This is a genomic window from Dermacoccus abyssi (assembly GCF_003515945.1).
In the GTDB taxonomy this organism is placed as follows: domain Bacteria; phylum Actinomycetota; class Actinomycetes; order Actinomycetales; family Dermatophilaceae; genus Dermacoccus; species Dermacoccus abyssi.
Map to the genome: position 1 here is coordinate 98695 of NZ_QWLM01000005.1, position 18796 is coordinate 117490.

The following is an 18796-nucleotide window of genomic DNA, read 5'->3' on the forward strand; positions in this document are numbered from 1 at the left end:
GAACTGTGACCAGTTCAGTGAATCCGTCCCCGTCCGCCGTATCCGAGGCTCTCGCAGCCGACGCGCAGGAGAGCGCTCCGTTCGTCCTCAACTACCCGGCGCACCTGCCCGTCGCCGAGGCTCGCGAGGAGATCATCGAGGCGATCCGTGACCACCAGGTCGTCGTCGTCGCGGGTGAGACCGGATCGGGCAAGACGACCCAGTTGCCGAAGTTCTGCCTGGAAATCGGTCGCGGCCTCGGCGGCGCCATCGGGCACACGCAGCCACGACGCATCGCTGCCCGCTCGGTCGCGGAACGTCTCGCCGAGGAACTCGAGGTCGAGCTCGGTGACGTCGTCGGGTACCAGGTCCGCTTCGTCGACGAGTCGTCGAAGAAGACGCGTGTGCGCGTCATGACCGACGGCATCCTGCTGTCGCAGATGCAGCGCGACCGCGACCTGCGTCAGTACGACACCCTCATCATCGACGAGGCGCACGAGCGCAGCCTCAACATCGACTTCATCCTGGGCTACCTCAAGCAGCTGCTTCCCCGCCGGCCCGACCTCAAGGTCATCATCACGTCGGCGACGATCGACCCGGAGCGCTTCGCGGAGCACTTCGCGAGCGATAAGGGCCCGGCGCCCATCATCGAGGTCTCCGGGCGGACGTTTCCGGTGGAGATGCGCTACCGCCCGCTCGTGCGCGAGATCGCGCCCTCGTCACCCAAGGACGAGCCCAGGGTCGAGGACATCGACCAGGTCACCGGCATCGTCGAGGCCGCCCAGGAGTTGTGGCGTTCCGGCAGTGGCGACGGTTCGAGCCAGGACATCCTCGTCTTCTGCTCCGGCGAACGCGAGATCCGCGACGCAGCCGACGCCTTGCGCGGCGCCGACTGGGGTCGCGCCCGGCACGACGTCGAGATCGTTCCGCTCTACGCCCGACTCTCCGCGGCCGAGCAGCACAAGGTGTTCGCGCCGCACAACGGCCGACGCATCGTCCTCGCGACGAACGTCGCCGAGACGTCGCTGACGGTGCCGGGCATCCGCTACGTCATCGACACCGGCACGGCTCGCATCTCGCGCTACAGCCAACGCACGAAGGTCCAGCGGCTGCCCATCGAGCCGATCTCGCAGGCGTCGGCCCGACAGCGCGCCGGCCGCTGCGGACGTGTGGCCGACGGCATCTGCATCCGCCTCTACTCGGAGGAGGACTTCGAGTCGCGTCCGGAGTTCACCGACCCGGAGATCCTGCGCACCAACCTCGCGAGCGTCATCCTGCAGATGACGTCGCTCGGCCTTGGCGACATCGCGTGCTTCCCCTTCGTCGATGCGCCCGACGCCCGTCAGATCAAGGACGGCCTGGCGCTCCTCGAGGAGCTGCACGCGCTCGACACGAAGGCGAGCGGGCAGCGCAAGAAGCTCACACCGACGGGCCGCACCCTCGCGCGCCTGCCCGTCGACCCGCGCATGGGGCGGATGCTCGTCGCCGCCGCGGCCAACGGGTCGCTGCGCGAGGTGCTCATCATCGTTGCTGCCATGTCGATCCAGGATCCGCGGGAGCGACCGGCCGACGCGCAGGCCCAGGCCGACCAGCAGCACGCCCGGTTCAAGCACGAATCGAGCGACTTCCTCGGCTACCTCAACCTGTGGAACTACGTGCGTGAGAAGCAGCGGGAGCTCTCCTCGAGCGCCTTCCGCCGCCTCGCCAAGCGCGAGTACCTGCACTATCTGCGCCTTCGGGAGTGGCAGGACCTGCACGCGCAGCTCAAGGCGGCCTGCAAGCAGGCGAAGCTGTTCATGAGTGACAACGCCGCGAGCGAGAACGCCATCCACGAAGCGCTGCTCACGGGACTGCTCAGTCACGTTGGTGTGCGTGATCGGGAGAAGCGTGAGTACCTCGGTGCCCGCAACGCGCGCTTCGCCATCCAGCCCGGATCGACGCTCTTCCGCCGCCAGCCCGACTGGGTCATGGCGGGCGAACTCGTGGAGACCACCCGGATGTGGGCGCGCACCAACGCCGTCGTCGACCCGCTGTGGGTCGAGAAAGCCGGCGCGCATCTCGTCAAGCGTTCGCACGCGGAGCCGCACTGGGAGCGCAAGCGGGCGTCCGCCGTCGCGCTCGAACGCGTCACGCTCTACGGCGTCCCGCTCGTCGTCGGGCGCCGGGTGGCGCTCGGACCGCTCGAACCCGAGACGGCCCGGGACCTGTTCATCCGTCACGCTCTCGTCGAGGGTGACTGGGATGCGCAGCACGCTTTTCTCAAGGACAACGCCCGCCTCATGGCCCGCATGGCCGACCTCGAAGCGCGCGCTCGCCGCCGCGATCTCGTCGTCGACGACGACACGCTCTTCGACTTCTACGACGAGCGCGTGCCCGCATCCATCGTCTCGGGTGCGCACTTCGACAGGTGGTGGAAGGAGAAGCGGCGCACCGAGCCCGATCTCCTCACCTTTACCGAGGACTTCCTCGTCGCCGACGACGCGGAGGCCGTGGACGAGACGGCCTACCCGAAGTCGTGGCGCCAAGGGAAGCTCAAGCTGAGGTTGACGTACCAGTTCGAGCCGGGCGCGGACGCCGACGGGTTGACTGTTCACATCCCACTGCCGGTGCTCAACCAGGTCAGCGACGAGGGCTTCGACTGGCTCGTGCCCGGTATGCGCGAGGAACTCGCCACGGCGCTCGTGAAGTCGCTACCGAAGAACGTACGTCGCAACTTCGTGCCCGCGCCGGATCATGCGCGTCGGGCGCTCGCACTCATGGACGCGGGTGGCGCGGCGGGCGAGCGTCCGTTCACCGACGAGCTCGCCGACGCCCTGTTCGACCTCGCCAAGGTGCGTGTGCCCGAGGGGAGTTGGGACACCGACCGCCTGCCCGATCACCTCAAGGTCACCTTCAGGGTGGAGGATGCTCGGGGCAAACGACTGCGTGAGGGCAAGCACCTCGCCGAGCTTCAGGACGCGCTCGCGGGACGTCTGCGTCAGTCGATGTCCAGGGCCGCCGGCGACCTCGAGAAGAAGGGCCTCACGGCCTGGACCCTCGACGACCTGCCGTCCACCTTCACGAAGAGCACGGGGCGCCAGCGCATCACCGGCTACCCGGCCCTCGTCGATCACGGCGAGAGCGTGGCCGTCGAGGTGCTCGGAACGCGCTCCGAAGCGACGCAGGCGAGCCGCCTCGGCACGCGTCGACTTCTGCTGCTCAACACCCAGGTGCCGTGGAAACGGATCCTCGGTCTGATGTCGAACCGCCAGAAGCTGGCCCTGGGCAACAACCCGCACGGTTCGATGACGGCCCTCATGGACGACGTGCTCGCCGCGGCGGTCGACTCCGTCGTCGCGGGGATGCCGAACCACGAGGTGCGCACGCCCGAACAGTTCGAGGATGCGCTGCGCACGGTCCGTCAGCAGGTGGCACCGCTCGTTCTCGAGGCGTCGGAGAAGCTCGCCCCGGTGCTCGAGCACGCGCACGAGGTGGAGCTCGCGCTGGGCAAACTCACGTCGCCGGCTGCCAAGGCGTTGCACGACGACGTCGCAGCCCACCTCGTCGCGCTCATCCATCCGGGTTTCGTCGCGCAGACCGGCATGGCTCGCTTGCCGCGCCTCGACGTCTACGTCCGCGCGCTGCTCGAGCGTGTGACGAAGGGCGTCACCGACACCGCGCGGGACGCCGACCGAGCCGATCAGCTCGCCACCGTGCGCGCCGAGTACGAGGACATGCTCGCGGCGCTGCGCCCCGAACGCCTCACCGACGCCGACGTAGTCGACATCCGCTGGATGATCGAGGAACTCGCCGTGAGCCTGTTCGCGCAGCGCCTCGGCACGGCTCATCCTGTCTCGCCCCAGCGCATCTACAAGGCGATGGACGCTGCCGAAGCGCTCTGATCTCCTCTAGGTTGGAGACATGGCGAGCATCTTCACGCAGATCATCGACGGCAACATCCCCGGTCACTTCGTCTGGCAGGACGAGACGTGTGTGGCCTTTCTCGTGATCGACCCGATCACCGACGGGCACATCGTCGTCGTGCCCCGCGAGGAGATCGAGGAGTGGACGGCCGCGGACCCGCAGGTGCTCTCGCACCTGATGGACGTGGCGCAGAAGATCGGGCAGGCACAGCAGGAGGCCTGGTCGGCCAAGCGCATCGGCCTGCTCGCGGAGGGCTACGAGGTGGCCCACCTGCACCTGCACGTGTGGCCGACGCAGTCGCCTGCGGACTTCGACCCGCACGACGTCGTTCACGGCCAGGACCAGCAGATCCTCGCAGCCAACGCGCAGAAGCTGCGCGAGAGCCTGCGCAGCGCCGGTCACGGCGAGCACGTCGTGGACGCGGCCGCGAACTGAGCGTTCCGCGAGTCGGTTGTTCGCCCGCAGCGATGCGGGAATCTTCCGTGTGACGGGGACGTTGCACCAGGCACATCGAATCGAAGGAGAGGCCAGTGCTCGACCCGGCTCAGCTGTTTCGTCTGGAGACGGACACGACCTCGCACGACCTGCGTGCGAGCACGATGGTCGTCGCCCTCGGCGGCTTCATCGATGCGGGCTTCGCTCAGAAGCTCATGTCCCAGCATATCCTCGGCACCCTCGAGCACACGGTCGTCGCGTCGTTCGACCTCGACCAGCTGCTCGACTACCGCGGCCGTCGTCCGGTCATGACGTTCGACCGCGACCGCTTCAGCGAGTACGACGACCCGTCGCTCGTGCTCTACCGCGTCATCGACGCCGAGGGCACGCCGTTCCTCCTGCTCACCGGCCCTGAGCCCGACTACCAGTGGGAGCGCGTCGCCGAGGCCACGCGCATGCTCGCCTCGATGTTCGGCGTCAGTCTCATGGTGAGCGCACACGGCATCCCGATGGCGGTACCGCACACGCGTCCCATCGGCTTCACGCGCTACGCCTCGAACCAGCGCTATCTCACCGAGAACGAGCCGCTGTTCGGAAACGTCCAGATCCCGGCCAGCGCCGAGGGGCTGCTTCACATTCGTCTCGCCGAGGCCGGCATCGACACGGCCGGATTCGCCGTCCACGTGCCGCACTACCTCGTGCAGGTCGAGTACGGCGACGCCGCCATCGCGGCTCTCGAGTGCGTCACCGGGCTCACCGGTCTCGCGATTCCGGCGCAGGAGCTGGCCGCCATCGCCGGGTTGCACCGGGCCGACATCGCCAAGCAGGTCGGGGAGAACGACGAGGTCACCGAGGTGGTCTCCGGCCTCGAGCAGCAGTACGACACGTTCACCGAGGGCCGCCGGCGCCGGTCGTTGCTCGCGGCCGAGTTGAACGAACTGCCCAGCGCCGACGAGATCGGCGAGGAACTCGAGCAGTTCCTGCGTTCGGGCAGCGACGAGAAAGAGGACACGCCCGGCGGCGAGCGTGGCGCCGCCCACCACGCCGACGACTCGGACGACTCCGACGGTTCGCCGAATCGCCCCCAGGCCGACTGACGAGGCCCGCGTTCGCGGTACCGGTTGCCCAGTCATCGGTGCGCTGCAAGGATCAGCCCATGTTCGGATTCGGTAAAGACAAAGACGACAAGCAAATTGAGCCGGCTCAGGGCTCGAACGGAACCTTCGATCGCGCCGCCAACTCCCTGGCCCAGCACCTCATCTCCACCGGGATCGACGGCGTCGCCACCTTCGGCTCCGCGGCGAAGGTGGCCGACGAGGCGTTGAAGAAGAACGGTTCACGCGAAGCCGCGGTCGACGCCATCGTGCGTTCACACACGAAGCTCGCGGGTGCGAACGGGTTCGTCACCAACCTCGGTGGCTTTATCACGATGCCCGTGGCCCTGCCCGCCAACATCGTCGGCTTCTACACCGTTGCCACGCGCATGGTGGCCTCCATCGCGCACCTGTACGGCCACAACCTGCGCGACGAGTCGGTCCGTTCGGCCATCCTGCTCGACCTCATCGGCGCCGATGCCACGCAGGTTCTCAAGGCCATGGGTGCGTTCAGCGGCGGTGTCGCGACGAACGTTGCGACCCGTCGTCTGCCCCCGGCGGCGCTCGCGGTCGTCAACAAGTCCGTCGCGTTCCGCCTGGGCACGCAGGTCGGGCGCAAGTTCCTCTCGCGCATCCCGCGCGTCATCCCGGTTGCGGGTGGCTTCATCGGTGCGGGGCTCGACGTCATGCTCCTGCGCAAGATCGCCGACGCGGCGCGCAAGGACTTCATGGCGGCCGTGCCGCCCACGGCCTGACGCTCCGCCGATCGTGACGACGCCGGCGCCCGCGGAATGCACCGCGTGGCGTCGGCGTTGTTGCTTTGTTCACCTGAATGCTCGTCAACCGGAGGCACTTCGATGGCACGTCCCACCTCGCTCGGTCGCCGCGTCACCCGACTCGCCGGCCTGAAATCCCTCGCTGCTGCAGTGACGGCGGCGTCCGCCGCCGGAGGTCCCTCGCTCACGACCCGCCTCAGCGCACTTCCGCGCCTGGCTCGCGCTGTGCGCTCCGGTTCGTACCGGGGCGTGAGCACCGCGCAGCTCGCGCTGCTCACGGCTGCTGCGGCCTACGTCGCCTCGCCGGTCGATCTGCTGCCCGAGGCGCTCCTGGGAGTCGTGGGTCTTGCGGACGACGCCGCCGTCCTCACGTGGCTGGCGAGCTCGCTCGTGCACGTCACCGACGACTTCCTCGACTGGGAGAAGCGCACAGGTGTGACGCTGGCGGGGGAGCGCGTGCGCTGAGGACGCCCTTGTCCACAGGTGCCAGCGCCTCGCACTGGTCGTGAGAAGTGTGGTCATGGCTTCGTGAAGCCATGACCACACTTCATCTCTCGGGCATGGGCCCGCTGCTCGCCCTCATGCCGTACGAGTTCGGCTTCGCTCCGACGGCGTCCCTCGTCGTCACGTTCATGGACGGCGGGCGAGTTGCGGGGGCTGCCCGCTTCGACGAAGCCGTCGTCACCCCGGAGCACGTTCACCACGTGCGCGATCGCGTCGTCGAGGCGTCGAATCGTCTCGGCACGAGTGGCGTCGTCGTCACGGCCTACCAGTGCAATCCCGGCGTCGATCTCGACCTGGTCACGCGGGCTCTCGCACCGGCCGTCGAGGTGGAGCACGCCCTCGTCGTGGCCCCTGACGTCTGGTGGGCAACGACGTGCACCAAAGGCTGTTGTGACGGTGCACTGGCCCCAGTGCCGACTGCCTCCGATGAGCCCTCCCTCGCATCGGCCCTCGAGGGACGCCTCGAACCGGCGTCATCGCGTGACGAAGCCGTGGCGGCCCTCCACGCGGTTTCGCCACTGGCCCAACGGGCCGTCGCCGACCTGCTCGTCGGGCTACCGGGCGAGACCGGCCGGGTGCGCGCGGCCTGGCGTGAGGTGGCCTCAGGCTCCGGGCACCCCCACAGCACTCGCGACCGTGAGGCTCTGGCGCTCGTCGTCGACGCCATGCCCGATCCACTCCTGCGCGACGAGATGGTGTGGAGCGTCGTGCCCGAACTGGCCGCGGGAGCCCGTACCACGCGGCAGTGCTGGTCCGAACCGGTGGGTTCGCAGCGCCTGTTGGAGATCCTCGTCGCCGTGCCCGAGCCGGCGCGAGCCCATTGGCTGTGTCTCGTGGCGCTCGCGCGCTGGCGGGAAGGGGAGCGGCCCAGCGCTGTGCTCGCCGCCGCCGAGGCCCAGGAACGGGGCGCGCGCCTACCTCTCGTCGACCTCGTCGTGAGGATGACCTCCTCCGGCATGGCGTACGAGGACTTCCTGCGGCCGACGAGGCCGAATCGTGCGGCGCGGCGCCGTCGCTGACGTCGTGGCGACGAGGCGAGAGAGTGCGGGCAGCCACCGGGCCGGCGCTTCACATCGTGGACATCAACAGGGGCCTTCCTGGCGCCTTCGCTGCACTCGCCCTAGTCTCGGAGCGTCAAGAGTCTCAGTCACACAAGCCCCGGCTGACTGAGCGGCAACCCTCCACCGCGGTGGGGTGCCCCGGGTGACGACAGGGCCGTGAACGCTGCGGCAAGCGCGGACTCGCCAGTCGCCTCGGCGAGTCCTTCGAGGAGGACACATGGCGAGCTCTCATTCAGCGCACGTCGCACCGGCCGCTGCGCGTCCTGTGCAGGCGTCGAGTGGGTTCAACGCGCAGGCACGAGCCGTCGCTCTGGGAGACGTCGTTCTCGAAAGTGGCCGCACGCTGCCGGACGTCGTCATGACCTACGAGTGCTGGGGCGAGTTGAACGACGACGCGTCGAACGTCGTCCTTGTCGAGCACGCGCTCACGGGTGATTCGCACGTCGTCGGCGATACTGGCGACGGGCAGCCCACCCCGGGTTGGTGGCCAGGAATCATCGGCCCCGGCGCAGCACTCGACACCGACGAGTACTTCGTCGTCGCCATCAACGTTCTCGGTGGATGCCGTGGCAGTACCGGCCCCATCTCGCTCGCTCCGGACGGCGAGCCCTGGGGCGGACGTTTCCCGCAGGTGACCGTCCGAGACCAGGTCCGCGCCGAGGCGGCGTGCCTCGAAGCGCTCGGTGTGCGACGTCTGCACGCCGTCATCGGAGGCTCCTTCGGGGGGATGCGCACGGCCGAGTGGGTCGCGGGGTTCCCGGACCGCGTCGAGCGGGCATTGGTCGTGGCGAGCAGTGGCTGCGCGACCGCGGACCAGATTGCCTGGGGTCACACCCAGGTCGTCGCCATCACGTCCGACCCGGAATTCCGCGACGGCGACTACCTGCGTCACGGCACGTTTCCCACGAACGGCCTCGCCTTGGCCCGCCAGATCGCTCACGCCTCGTATCGCAGCGCAAGCGAGTTCGAGGCACGGTTCGGCGCCGAGCCCCAGCCAGGTGAGGACCCGCTCGAGGGCGGTCGCTTCAGCGTCGAGGGCTACCTCGACCACCACGGGGCCAAACTCGCGCGACGCTTCGACCCGCTGGCCTACGTGCGCCTGACGCAGGCCATGGCGACCCACGACATCGGGCGAGGACGCGGCGGGCTCGACGCGGTGCTGGAGGCGTACGAAGGAGAACTCCTCGTGGCCGCAGTCGACTCCGATCGACTCTTTCCCGTGAGCGCATCGACGCGGATGGTGCGCGCCTACGGTCGCGGACGACTGCGCATGATCCACTCGCCCTACGGCCACGACGGATTCCTCATCGAGGCCGACCAGATCGCTTCGCTCGTGCATGAACTCGTCCAGCGACCGTTGCGCGTAACACCGCGGCTCGTGCGCGGCGTCGCATGAGTGGCCCACCGCAGGGGCCTCGGGTAGCGTGACGGCAGATTCCGAATTTCGCGAGTGAGGTCGCCATGTCCGTCATCGTCAGTTTCGCGCCCGGCCCCGAGGGCGAAGCCGCCCTCGCCGAGGCAGCTCGCCAGTCGAAGGATCTGGGTCGCCCGCTCATCGTGGTGTGCACGGTGCCCTCGGACGAGGCTCGCACCGCGGCCCGCAAGGCGGCCGAGGAGTACACCGGCGCACAGGTCGTCGATGTGCAGGACGGCGCCGACGCCGTGGAATCCATCCTCGAGGAGATTTCCCGAGTGCAGCCCGCCCTGCTCGTCATCGGGCTGCGCAGGCGCACCCCTGTCGGCAAGTTGATCCTGGGCACGAGTGCTCAGCGCTTGTTGCTCGACGCCCCGTGCCCCGTGCTCGCCGTCAAGCCCTGAGGCTCCCGAACGCCCTTCAGTTGCTGAGATGGCGGCCGATCCGGGGCAGGGAATGAACGTCAATCGAAGCTCGTTGAACCCCGTGATTCTGCGGTTTCGTGCGTCGAGTTTTATAATGGGTGAAGAAGCGGTCACCACCCGGAGCGCCAAGCGCGGGGTTTCGTGATCGCACTCCTCGTTCCGGTGTCGCTTCGATCGTCGCTGCCCTGCGGCCGACGACGGCGACGCATTACTTTCGGAAGGTAGTTGGTGACGACAGTGTCGAAGACCACGCAGCCCCCCGCACTTCCCGCGGATGTCGACCACCCGGCTCTGGCAGCTCTGTTCGAATCGGGTCGTGAGACGGGCTCGGTGGACAGCGTCGCATTGAAGGACGCGATCGAAGAGGCACAGGTGTCGTCCGCCAAGCAGAAGTCCGTGTTGAAGGCGCTGGCCGCCGAGAACATCGAGGTCGTCCTCGACCAGGCCCACGCCGAGCAGGCCGTGGCCACCACAGCCGGACGTCGTAAGACGGCCGTGAAGAAGACGACGGCCAAGACCACTGCGGCCAAGAAGACCACCGGCAAGAAGGCGACGGCGAAGACCGCGACCGCGAAGGTTGCGGCTGTCGAGGAGTCGAGCGAGGCGGACGAGACCGCTAACGAGGCTCCCGCCAAGAAGACGACGGCCAAGAAGGCTGCCGCGAAGAAGACCACGGCCAAGAAGGCTGCCGCCAAGACGGCCACGGCCAAGACCGCGACGGCGAAGAAGGCTGCTGCGAAGAAGGCAGGTAAGGCCGCCGACGAGCCCGAGGTCGACGAGGTCGAGCCGGTCGACATCGCGGCCGAAACCGGTGACGATGTCGAGACGCCCGAGCAGGCCTCCGACAGCAAGGCCGGCGACACCTCCGAGCCGGAGGACGAGAAGGGCGGCTTCGTCCTGCGTCAGGGCGACGAGGACGACGCTCCTGCTCAGCAGGTCGTCACGGCAGGCGCCACGGCAGACCCGGTCAAGGACTACCTCAAGCAGATCGGTAAGGTCGCGCTGCTCAACGCCGAGCAGGAGGTCGAGCTCGCCAAGCGCATCGAGGCCGGCCTGTTCGCGGAGCAGAAGCTCGACTCCGGCGACAAGATCGACATGAAGCTCAAGCGTGAGCTGTGGTGGATCGCCTCGGACGGCAAGAACGCCAAGAACCACCTCCTCGAGGCCAACCTGCGTCTCGTCGTGTCGCTCGCCAAGCGCTACACCGGTCGCGGAATGCTCTTCCTCGACCTCATCCAGGAAGGCAACCTGGGCCTCATCCGTGCGGTCGAGAAGTTCGACTACACCAAGGGCTACAAGTTCTCGACCTACGCGACGTGGTGGATTCGTCAGGCCATCACCCGCGCCATGGCCGACCAGGCGCGTACCATCCGCATCCCGGTGCACATGGTCGAGGTCATCAACAAGCTGGCCCGCGTCCAGCGCCAGATGCTCCAGGACCTGGGCCGCGAGCCCACCCCGGACGAGCTGGCCAAGGAACTCGACATGACCCCCGAGAAGGTCGTGGAGGTTCAGAAGTACGGTCGCGAGCCGATCTCCCTGCACACCCCGCTCGGCGAGGACGGTGACAGCGAGTTCGGTGACCTCATCGAGGACTCCGAGGCCGTCGTCCCGGCCGACGCCGTGAGCTTCACGCTGCTGCAGGAGCAGCTGCACTCGGTGCTCGACACGCTGAGCGAGCGCGAAGCGGGCGTCGTCTCGATGCGCTTCGGTCTCACCGACGGTCAGCCGAAGACGCTCGACGAGATCGGCAAGGTCTACGGCGTGACGCGCGAGCGTATCCGTCAGATCGAGAGCAAGACGATGAGCAAGCTGCGTCACCCGTCGCGCTCGCAGGTTCTGCGCGACTACCTCGACTGAGTAGCGGCTTTCACCGCCGAAGGGCGCATCCCATGGGGGATGCGCCCTTCGGCGTGTGCACGTCGTCGGAACCCTTCACGCCGAAGGATGGTGGGTTTGGCTGAAGGTGGCAGGGATATCGGTCGCATCTTCGGCCAAACCCAGCACCAGCGTTCGCCCGCGTGGCGTCGGACGGAGGATCGGCGCGAAAACGGACGAACCCGGCTCCACGCGTCAGGGGAGAGCCGGGGTCATCTCGTGTGCGTCAGGGGCGGTTCCGGCGGCCGAGTGCCGTGAGGTAGGCGCGACCCGAGGCAGGGACGAGGAGGGCCTTCACCCGCGCACCCCACGATGCTTCGTCCCGTGCAGCCCGGACCACCCGGTCACACGCTGACGCCTGGGACCGGCCCGTCGTCGGCGCGTAGCGCGAGGCTTCCATACCTGAACACGCTCGCTCGAGGGCCTCACGCACCGTGGTGCCCGACTCCGGGTTGTCCCGGGTGAACGCCTCTGCGGTGGCTCGTGGCGACAAGCCCTCCGGCGTCGTGTAACCGAGATCGCGCAGCGACCAGAGCATGGCGTGCCACGCTCCCTCGTCACGTTCGCGATCCGTCGATGCCGTACGGGTGACCTCCTGCCGCTTACGTCGACCCGCCAGGGGCAGGACCGACGCGAGCAGCGCGACCAGGGCAAGACCCCCCAGCACCGCGAGCACGTGGGCCCAAGGGAAGGAGTCCGAGTCGGGCTTGGCCGGCTGGGTCGTGCTCGACGAGGTGCTCGTCTCGCTCGACGGGCGCACGCTCGAGGTGGACGAGGACGTGCTCGTCGAGCTCGTGGGCGCACTCGAGGACGAGGACGCCGACGAGTCGCCGGTGGGGGTGTCCGGCGCGTAGGGCGGCGGCGCACCCGAACGCAGGCCGGGCGTCGGGTCGAAGCGCGTCCACCCCATACCGGGGAAGTAGACCTCCGCCCAGGCGTGGGCGTCCGCAGCTCGCACCTCGTACGTGCCGCTGCGCTCCGTGCCGGGCAGGAAGCCGATGGCCACACGCGCGGGCAGCCCCATCTGCCGCGCTCCCATGACCATGGCCGTCGCGAACTGAGTGCAGTAGCCCCGTCGCGTCTCCAGGAAGTTCGACAGCGGATCGAGCTCGCGACCGTTCTCCGAACGGGTCGGGGCCAACCTGAGCGAGTACGTGAACGACGGGTCGGTACGCAGATAGCGCTGCAGCGCGACGGCCTGCTCGAACGGTGTTCCCGCGTCGGCGGCCCCGGAGGACTGATTGAGCCGAGTGATGCGCTGCTTCGCCGCCTCCGGGAGTGTTGCGGTGTCGAGATCCTTCGCCGTGACACTGCCACCGACTCCCGCGCGCTCGTTGCTCGTGGGTCGTGCGGCCGCAGTGTACTCGCGGTAGAGCACCGAGTAGGCCGGCGCGGGCTGCGACAGGAACGGCACACCGTTGTTCGTGCCGACACGGAAGGTCGGGTTCGCGGAACCGAAGTTGGCCGCACGCAGCTGCGCAGGCGCCGCGACGAACGGCGGTCGCATGCCGTTGAGGGTCACGGACATGCGTTCCGTGCGCGCCGGCATCGAATCCTCGGCGCCGGGGTTCGGCAACTCGGTGTTGGGGCGGGCATCGGTGAACGGGCCCGACGACTCGGCGCGCCAGACGCCGTCAGCGTAGGAAGAGCTCGTCGTGGCACGCAACGGCGCAGGAGTGGTTGCCTGGGTCGTGTAGGTGAGCACGGGCGCGGCATTGCGAGAGTTCAGGCTCTTGCTGAGGTCGAGCGTCTCGGAGAAGTCGACCGAGTTGTTGACGCCCTGTGCTCCGCCCTCGGCGAGCGCGGGGGTGGCTCGCTGTGGCACTGAGGGGGCCAGGACGAGAGCCGTGAGTACGGCAACCGCCGTCATGGCGGCGAACACCGGCAGGGAGCGCATGAGGCCGGTGCGCAAGCTCGAGCCTTCGGCGAAGGACGCTGCCAGGACGACGAAGGCCCAGGCGATCGCCGCCGCGACGAAGTAGCGCGCGCGAAGGGTGTCACCGAGTGCGGTGGTGGCCAGGATGAAGGGCGCCGCCACCGGAAGGACCGTGAGCATGGGCATACGTGCGGTGCCGCCCACGTAGTCGACGACGAGCGTGACGAGACCCGCGGCGAGAGCCAGCATGACGAGGACGCCGAGCATCGCCGGCAACGGAGCGACGGAGGTGTTCGCCGCTTCCTGGGCAGAGGCGGCCGTTGCCTTCACGGACGCCGCAGTGAGTGACCCTCCCTTGGCGACGAAGACTCCCAGGGTGGCGACGGCGAGTGCGACGAGCTGTGCCGTCACGATGAAAGCCGGTGTGCGGTGTGTGAAGCGGCACACAGCGCCGACGAACCACACGAGAGCGACGACGGCGAGTGCGGGCCCCACGAGGGCAGAGCTGCTCGTCAGTTCCACCAGCGGCCAACTCGCGGCCAGCGCCAGGAGCAGGAGGGCGACGTCGGAGGGGATTTGACGACTCTTCATCGAAGATCACCTCCGGACATCGCGGGGTACAGGGACTCGGCGATGGAGTCGTAGGGGGAGATGGCGACGGCGTCCCAACCCAACCGGGTCAGTTCGTTCGCGCCGTCCTCCGCGCTCGCGCCGCCCACCCAGGCGAACGCCGGGGAGTGGTGTGGGGCCGGGGGGAAGTGATCGGCGCTCGTGTGCAGGAAGAGCAAGGTGGGGCTCTCCTCGATGGTCAAACGGTCGGGCAGACTCTCACCGGCGCGAGCCAGGGCGTCGAGGATGTCGTCATGGTTGTCGTACTCGCGCTCGCCGACGGTCGCAAGGGTTGCGAGGTTGTGGTTCTCGAGCTCGGTGCATGCCGAGGCCGCTGCGCTGATCAGCCACTCCCACGGCTCGTTGGTACCGGGTCGTGGCACGTTGCCGAGCACGACCACATGGATGCGGGGCTGGGCCGGCGGGTCGAACTGACGCACCATGAGCTCGCCCCGGTGCGCCGTGGCGGGCCAGTGCACGGTGCGCAGGTCGTCGCCCTGGACGTACTCGCGGATGCTGGCACCGGGTCGCCCGGCGTGGGTCGCGTGAGCGGAGATGACGGTGTCGTCGCCGTCACCCTGAGCGACGGTTTGCGGCGTCTCGAGACTCACCGTGTGGGCGCGCACGAGCCAGGTCGAGGCACGGCCCTGCTCGAGCGACGTCTCGAAGAGGCCGAAGGGATCGGACGCGACGAGTCGCGCCGGTCCACTCGTGAAGGAGCCACGGTGACGTGCGGTGACGTCGTAGGCCGCCCGACCCCCTTGAACCTGCGAAAGGGGCCACCTCGCCACGCCGTGGCGGGTGAACGTGTGTGGCTCCTCGAGCGTCGTCTCGATCCATCCCGCACGCCGGGCCTTCACGCCGAGCGTGATCTGCCCCTCGTCACCGACGCTGAGGCGCTCCGGGGGGCCGTGACGGGTCACGTCGACCCGACCGGTCCGAGCGGCGACGGCGATGAGGAAGGCCAGCAGCGCCAGCACCAGGACGAAGATGCCTGCACGCACCACATCGGTGAAGCCTGAGGCCGCCCCCACGACGACGAGGAGTGCCCCCGCCACGAGGACGAGCAAACCTCGGCGGGTGGGGCGCGGCAGCGACTTCACCGGGAGGCGCGCTGGGTCGGCACGCGCACGTCGGCGATGACGTCGGCGACGACCTCGCTCGCGCTGAGGTCGTTGCGGCCGCGGCGCAGAAGCACGCGGTGGCCGAGCACGGCCGGTGCCATCGCGGTGACGTCTTCGGGGATGACGTGGTCGCGGCCGGCGAGTGCGGCGTGGGCGCGCGCGGCGCGCAGCAGCTGCAGGGACGCACGCGGGCTGGCGCCGAGGCGGACGCTTGGGTGCTCGCGCGTGGCGGAGACGACATCGACGACGTACTGCCGCAGTGCTTCACTCGTGTGAAGACGGGAGATCGCACCCACGCAGGCGGCGATCTCGGCGGCGCTCGTCACCGGACGCAGAACGCTGAGGGGATCGGTGACACCGTGGTGCTCGAGCATGTCGAACTCGGCTCGGGGCGAGGGGTAGCCCATGCTCACCTGCGCCATGAACCGGTCTCGCTGTGCCTCGGGCAGCGGGAAGGTTCCGTCCATCTCGACGGGGTTCTGCGTGGCGACGACCATGAACGGGTCGGGCAGCGCACGCGTCGTGCCGTCGATCGTCACTTGGTGTTCTTCCATGGCCTCGAGCAGCGCAGCCTGCGTCTTGGGGGACGCGCGGTTGATCTCGTCGCCGATGACCACGTTGGCGAAGACGGCGCCGGGACGGAAACGGAACTCGCCGCTCGTCTGGTCGTAGATCGTCACGCCGGTGATGTCGCTCGGAAGCAGGTCGGGCGTGAACTGGATGCGGCGCAAGGATGCGTCGACAGAACGGGCCAGGGCTTTGGCCAGCACCGTCTTGCCGACGCCGGGCACGTCCTCGACAAGCAGGTGCCCGCCGGCGAAGAGCACCGTCGTGGCCACCCGGACGACGTCCGGCTTGCCCTCGATGACCTGCTCGACGTTGCGTCGCACAGCGTCAGCCGTCGCGATGACGTCGACGCCCGAGCGGCGGCTGGAAGCGGGGGCGGGGTAGCCGTGATCGCGTGACGAGGTGTCCATACGAACCGATCTTGCCAAATACGGCGGCCCCCTGTCCTGCACAGGCACGTGGGGATGGTCGAAGGTGTGCCTTCCCACGCCGCTCCACCCTGCTCCACCCCGTCCTCCACCGCGCTCCCCACTTCGCCCCACGAGGCGTGAGTCCGCTGTGGAGCGCGCTTCGTCCTTGGTGGAATATCGCGGAATTCCGCGGAAGTCCCTGCGGTCCATTCGCCGTGGAGCGTCGTGGGGCAAGCTTCTGCCGGGTCTGGCGCACGATTCTCCTCCACCGCACTCCACTCGTGAATTTCCTTGCAACCACTGGGGCGCTTCACCAACTCGCCGGTCGATTCCGGGCAAGGGGGGAGACTTTGTGGGGTGAAGTGGAGTAGAGTGGGGGACATCGGATCGACGTGTCGGTGACGGGAGGTGCCCAGCCGTGTTTCTGGGTACCCATTCGCCTCGACTCGACGACAAGGGCCGCATGTTCCTTCCGGCGAAGTTCCGCGAACGTCTCGCCGGCGGGCTGGTCATGACTCGAGGACAGGAACGCTGCCTCTACGTCTTTCCGATGGCCGAGTTCGAGCGCATCGCCACGGCGATGAACACGACGCCTGTCACCTCGCGTGCGGTGCGTGATTACCAGCGCGTCCTGCTCTCGGGGGCCTCCGACGAGATCCCTGACAAGCAAGGACGCGTGACGATCCCGCAGCTGCTTCGTGACTACGCAGGTCTGTCGAAGGAATGCACGGTGATCGGTGCGGGTAACCGCATCGAGATCTGGGACACGCAGGCGTGGAACGACTACCTCGCCGGCGCGGAACAGCCGTTCGCCGACCAGGCGGAAGAGGTCGTTCCGGGGTTGCTGTAGCCCTCTGCGTCCAGGTCTCCGGCCGCTGCTTTCCGGCACACCTTCCCCGGTGCCGGAGCGCAGCGGCGGGGGCCCTGGACGCAGAGTCGCAGCGGCCCGACCACCACGCACGAGGACCGACGTCCGACGACCCGAGCACTGAGGGAGTGAACATGCGAGACGAGTTCGCGCCCGCCGCCGATCGTCACGTTCCCGTCATGCTCGCCGAGATTCTCGACGTTCTCGCCCCGGCCCTCGAGCGTCCGGGAGCTCTGTACGTCGACGGCACGCTCGGGATGGGTGGCCACGCCGAAGCCGTCCTCGAACGCTTCCCCGAGGCAAGCGTCGTCGGAATCGACCGTGACGCGCAGGCCCTTGAACTCGCCGGCGAGCGTCTGGCTCGCTTCGGTGAGCGCTTCCGCGGCGTTCACGCCGTCAACACGGAGCTCGCAGACGTCCTCGACGGGCCGGCCGACGCGATGCTCTTCGACCTCGGCGTCTCCAGTTTCCAGCTCGACGAACTCGAGCGAGGCTTCTCCTACCGCGCTGACGCGCCCCTCGACATGAGGATGGACCAGTCGAGTGCGGGGCAGACGGCGGCCGACGTCCTCAACACCTACTCGCAGGACGAGCTCGAGCGCATCCTGCGCGTCTACGGCGAGGAACGCTATGCGCGCAAGATCGCTCACGCCGTCGTCAAGGAACGGGAGAAGCAGGCGTGGACCACCTCCGCGCGGCTCGTCGAGATGCTCCGCTCCGTCATTCCGTCTGCCTCGCAGCGTCAGAGCGGTCACCCCGCCAAGCGCACCTTCCAGGCTTTGCGCATCGAGGTCAACGACGAACTGCGTGGCTGGGAGAACACGGTCGACACCGCGCTCGACACCCTCGCCGTCGACGGTCGACTCGCCGTCCTGTCGTTCCACTCCCTCGAAGACCGCATCACCAAGCAGGCCTTCGCTCGGGCGTGCCGTTCCACCGCACCGGCAGGGCTTCCGGTGGAGCTGCCCGAGCACCTTCCCGAGTTCGAGCTGCTCCTGCGTGGCGCCTCGACTCCCTCGGCAACCGAACTGGAGCACAACTCGCGTTCCGCCTCGGTGAAACTCCGTGCCATCCGTCGTACCCGACCGAAAGGAAGCCAGTCATGAGCCAACTGGCCGCCCCCTCCCGCGCACCCCGTTCCACGCGCGCGAGTTCCCGACCGGCACGCACGACGAGGCGCCCGGCGCCCGCGTCTCGCGCGGCGGCCGTTCGTCCGGTGCGTGCCCGGACGGAGACCGTCGCGGGCAAGCGTCCGGTCTCGGGTTTCATGGCGCTCGTCTTCGTCTTCGCGTTCGTTTCGGCGCTGTCGTTGCTCCTGCTCAACACGATGCGCGCGGAGCAGTCCTTCACGCTCAACAAGCTGCGCAGTGATGTCGCGACGCTCGACGACCGTCAGCAGGGTCTCGACAGCGAGATTTCCGCGGTCTCCGCACCCGAGCACCTTGCGGTGAAGGCCGAGGAGTACGGCATGGTCCGGGCCGAGCAGGTGCGCTACGTGAACCGCACCACGGGCAAGCAGGTCGGCGTGGCGACTTCGGGCCAGGCAGGTCAGCGTCTTAGTGTGAACACGCTGTCGACGACCCCCGCGAGCAAGGCGGCGGCCGACGTGCTCGACAGCGGCACCATCGGACTGCACATCACGGATCCGGTGGCCAAGGCGAAGGCCGCGGCGGACGCGAAGGCCAAGGCCGACGCCGCCAAGGCGAAGGCTGAGGCGGATGCGAAGGCCAAGCAGGCCAAGTCCAAGGACGCCAAGGCGAAGGGCAGCGACGCGAAGTCCGACGCCACGAGCACGACCGGGAAGTAAGAGCAAGAGCTTTCGTCCGCGACGAGGGGAACCCGTGGAACAACGTCGCAGGCCGGCGCCCTCGAA

The 18796-nt window shown here is 68.4% G+C and carries 15 protein-coding genes and 1 riboswitch; of the genes, 12 read left to right on the forward strand and 3 right to left on the reverse strand.

Annotation, left to right across the window (positions count from 1 at the left end):
* The first annotated feature begins 5 nt into the window (after nt 1–5).
* The 9 genes from hrpA (at nt 6) to D1832_RS06310 (ending at nt 11451) form a co-directional block, all read left to right on the forward strand.
* Nucleotides 6–3860 carry an ATP-dependent RNA helicase HrpA gene (gene hrpA, locus D1832_RS06270; protein WP_118913105.1) on the forward strand — a complete coding sequence of 1285 codons (3855 nt, stop codon included), beginning with the start codon at nt 6–8 and terminating at the stop codon, nt 3858–3860.
* 19 nt (nt 3861–3879) lie between these two features.
* On the forward strand, nt 3880–4317 hold the full coding sequence (locus D1832_RS06275; protein WP_118913106.1) for an HIT family protein: 438 nt from the start codon (nt 3880–3882) through the stop codon (nt 4315–4317).
* Nucleotides 4318–4412: 95 nt separating this feature from the next.
* Entirely contained in the window at nt 4413–5414 is a 1002-nt protein-coding gene (locus D1832_RS06280; RefSeq protein WP_118913107.1) for a PAC2 family protein, read from the forward strand.
* A gap of 59 nt (nt 5415–5473) precedes the next feature.
* Nucleotides 5474–6166, forward strand: coding sequence for an EcsC family protein (locus tag D1832_RS06285; RefSeq protein ID WP_118913154.1), 693 nt, complete (start codon nt 5474–5476; stop codon nt 6164–6166).
* A 102-nt stretch (nt 6167–6268) separates the two neighbouring features.
* Nucleotides 6269–6652, forward strand: a complete 384-nt coding sequence (locus D1832_RS06290; protein WP_047311425.1) for a YkvA family protein — start codon at nt 6269–6271, stop codon at nt 6650–6652.
* A gap of 71 nt (nt 6653–6723) precedes the next feature.
* Entirely contained in the window at nt 6724–7710 is a 987-nt protein-coding gene (locus D1832_RS06295; RefSeq protein ID WP_118913108.1) for a DUF4192 family protein, read from the forward strand.
* Between the two features lie 113 nt (nt 7711–7823).
* Nucleotides 7824–7933: riboswitch (SAM riboswitch) on the forward strand.
* 36 nt (nt 7934–7969) lie between these two features.
* Nucleotides 7970–9148 (forward strand): homoserine O-acetyltransferase MetX, encoded by a 1179-nt coding sequence (gene metX / locus D1832_RS06300; protein WP_118913109.1) that lies wholly within the window; start codon nt 7970–7972, stop codon nt 9146–9148.
* Between the two features lie 65 nt (nt 9149–9213).
* Nucleotides 9214–9570, forward strand: coding sequence for a universal stress protein (locus D1832_RS06305; RefSeq protein ID WP_047311427.1), 357 nt, complete (start codon nt 9214–9216; stop codon nt 9568–9570).
* A 258-nt stretch (nt 9571–9828) separates the two neighbouring features.
* Complete coding sequence (locus D1832_RS06310) at nt 9829–11451, forward strand: RNA polymerase sigma factor (RefSeq protein WP_118913110.1); 1623 nt, start codon at nt 9829–9831, stop codon at nt 11449–11451.
* 244 nt (nt 11452–11695) lie between these two features.
* Here D1832_RS06310 and D1832_RS06315 read toward each other — a convergent pair whose 3' ends face one another.
* Genes D1832_RS06315 through D1832_RS06325 form a run of 3 tightly spaced genes read right to left on the reverse strand, consistent with a single transcriptional unit; the run spans nt 11696 to nt 16055 of the window.
* Nucleotides 11696–13936, reverse strand: a complete 2241-nt coding sequence (locus D1832_RS06315) for a transglutaminase TgpA family protein (protein ID WP_118913111.1) — start codon at nt 13934–13936, stop codon at nt 11696–11698.
* On the reverse strand, nt 13933–15012 hold the full coding sequence (locus D1832_RS06320; RefSeq protein WP_182434689.1) for a DUF58 domain-containing protein: 1080 nt from the start codon (nt 15010–15012) through the stop codon (nt 13933–13935). The genes D1832_RS06315 and D1832_RS06320 overlap by 4 nt, the downstream gene beginning before the upstream one ends.
* Nucleotides 15013–15053: 41 nt before the next feature.
* Nucleotides 15054–16055, reverse strand: coding sequence for an AAA family ATPase (locus D1832_RS06325; RefSeq protein ID WP_118913113.1), 1002 nt, complete (start codon nt 16053–16055; stop codon nt 15054–15056).
* Between the two features lie 418 nt (nt 16056–16473).
* On the opposite strand from D1832_RS06325, the gene mraZ reads away from it, so the two are divergent.
* The 3 genes from mraZ to ftsL all read left to right on the forward strand — a co-directional run bounded on the left by mraZ (nt 16474) and on the right by ftsL (nt 18730).
* Nucleotides 16474–16905: a division/cell wall cluster transcriptional repressor MraZ gene (gene mraZ, locus D1832_RS06330; protein WP_118913114.1), complete on the forward strand. Its 432-nt coding sequence runs from the start codon at nt 16474–16476 to the stop codon at nt 16903–16905.
* Between the two features lie 152 nt (nt 16906–17057).
* The gene (gene rsmH, locus D1832_RS06335; RefSeq protein ID WP_225911182.1) at nt 17058–18029 is read left to right on the forward strand and encodes a 16S rRNA (cytosine(1402)-N(4))-methyltransferase RsmH; all 972 of its coding nucleotides are present in this window, start codon (nt 17058–17060) and stop codon (nt 18027–18029) included.
* The gene (ftsL, locus tag D1832_RS15310; protein ID WP_182434690.1) at nt 18026–18730 is read left to right on the forward strand and encodes a cell division protein FtsL; all 705 of its coding nucleotides are present in this window, start codon (nt 18026–18028) and stop codon (nt 18728–18730) included. Before rsmH ends, ftsL begins: the two co-directional genes overlap by 4 nt.
* The last annotated feature ends 66 nt before the right edge of the window (nt 18731–18796 follow it).

Coding starts and splice junctions, on each gene's coding strand:
- rsmH (WP_225911182.1), top strand. CDS start 17,058: ATGCGAGACGAGTTCGCGCCCGCCGCCGATCGTCACGTTCCCGTCATG.
- D1832_RS06285 (WP_118913154.1), top strand. CDS start 5,474: ATGTTCGGATTCGGTAAAGACAAAGACGACAAGCAAATTGAGCCGGCT.
- D1832_RS06315 (WP_118913111.1), bottom strand. CDS start 13,936: ATGAAGAGTCGTCAAATCCCCTCCGACGTCGCCCTCCTGCTCCTGGCG.
- D1832_RS06275 (WP_118913106.1), top strand. CDS start 3,880: ATGGCGAGCATCTTCACGCAGATCATCGACGGCAACATCCCCGGTCAC.
- metX (WP_118913109.1), top strand. CDS start 7,970: ATGGCGAGCTCTCATTCAGCGCACGTCGCACCGGCCGCTGCGCGTCCT.
- D1832_RS06305 (WP_047311427.1), top strand. CDS start 9,214: ATGTCCGTCATCGTCAGTTTCGCGCCCGGCCCCGAGGGCGAAGCCGCC.
- D1832_RS06290 (WP_047311425.1), top strand. CDS start 6,269: ATGGCACGTCCCACCTCGCTCGGTCGCCGCGTCACCCGACTCGCCGGC.
- D1832_RS06325 (WP_118913113.1), bottom strand. CDS start 16,055: ATGGACACCTCGTCACGCGATCACGGCTACCCCGCCCCCGCTTCCAGC.
- D1832_RS06295 (WP_118913108.1), top strand. CDS start 6,724: ATGACCACACTTCATCTCTCGGGCATGGGCCCGCTGCTCGCCCTCATG.
- ftsL (WP_182434690.1), top strand. CDS start 18,026: ATGAGCCAACTGGCCGCCCCCTCCCGCGCACCCCGTTCCACGCGCGCG.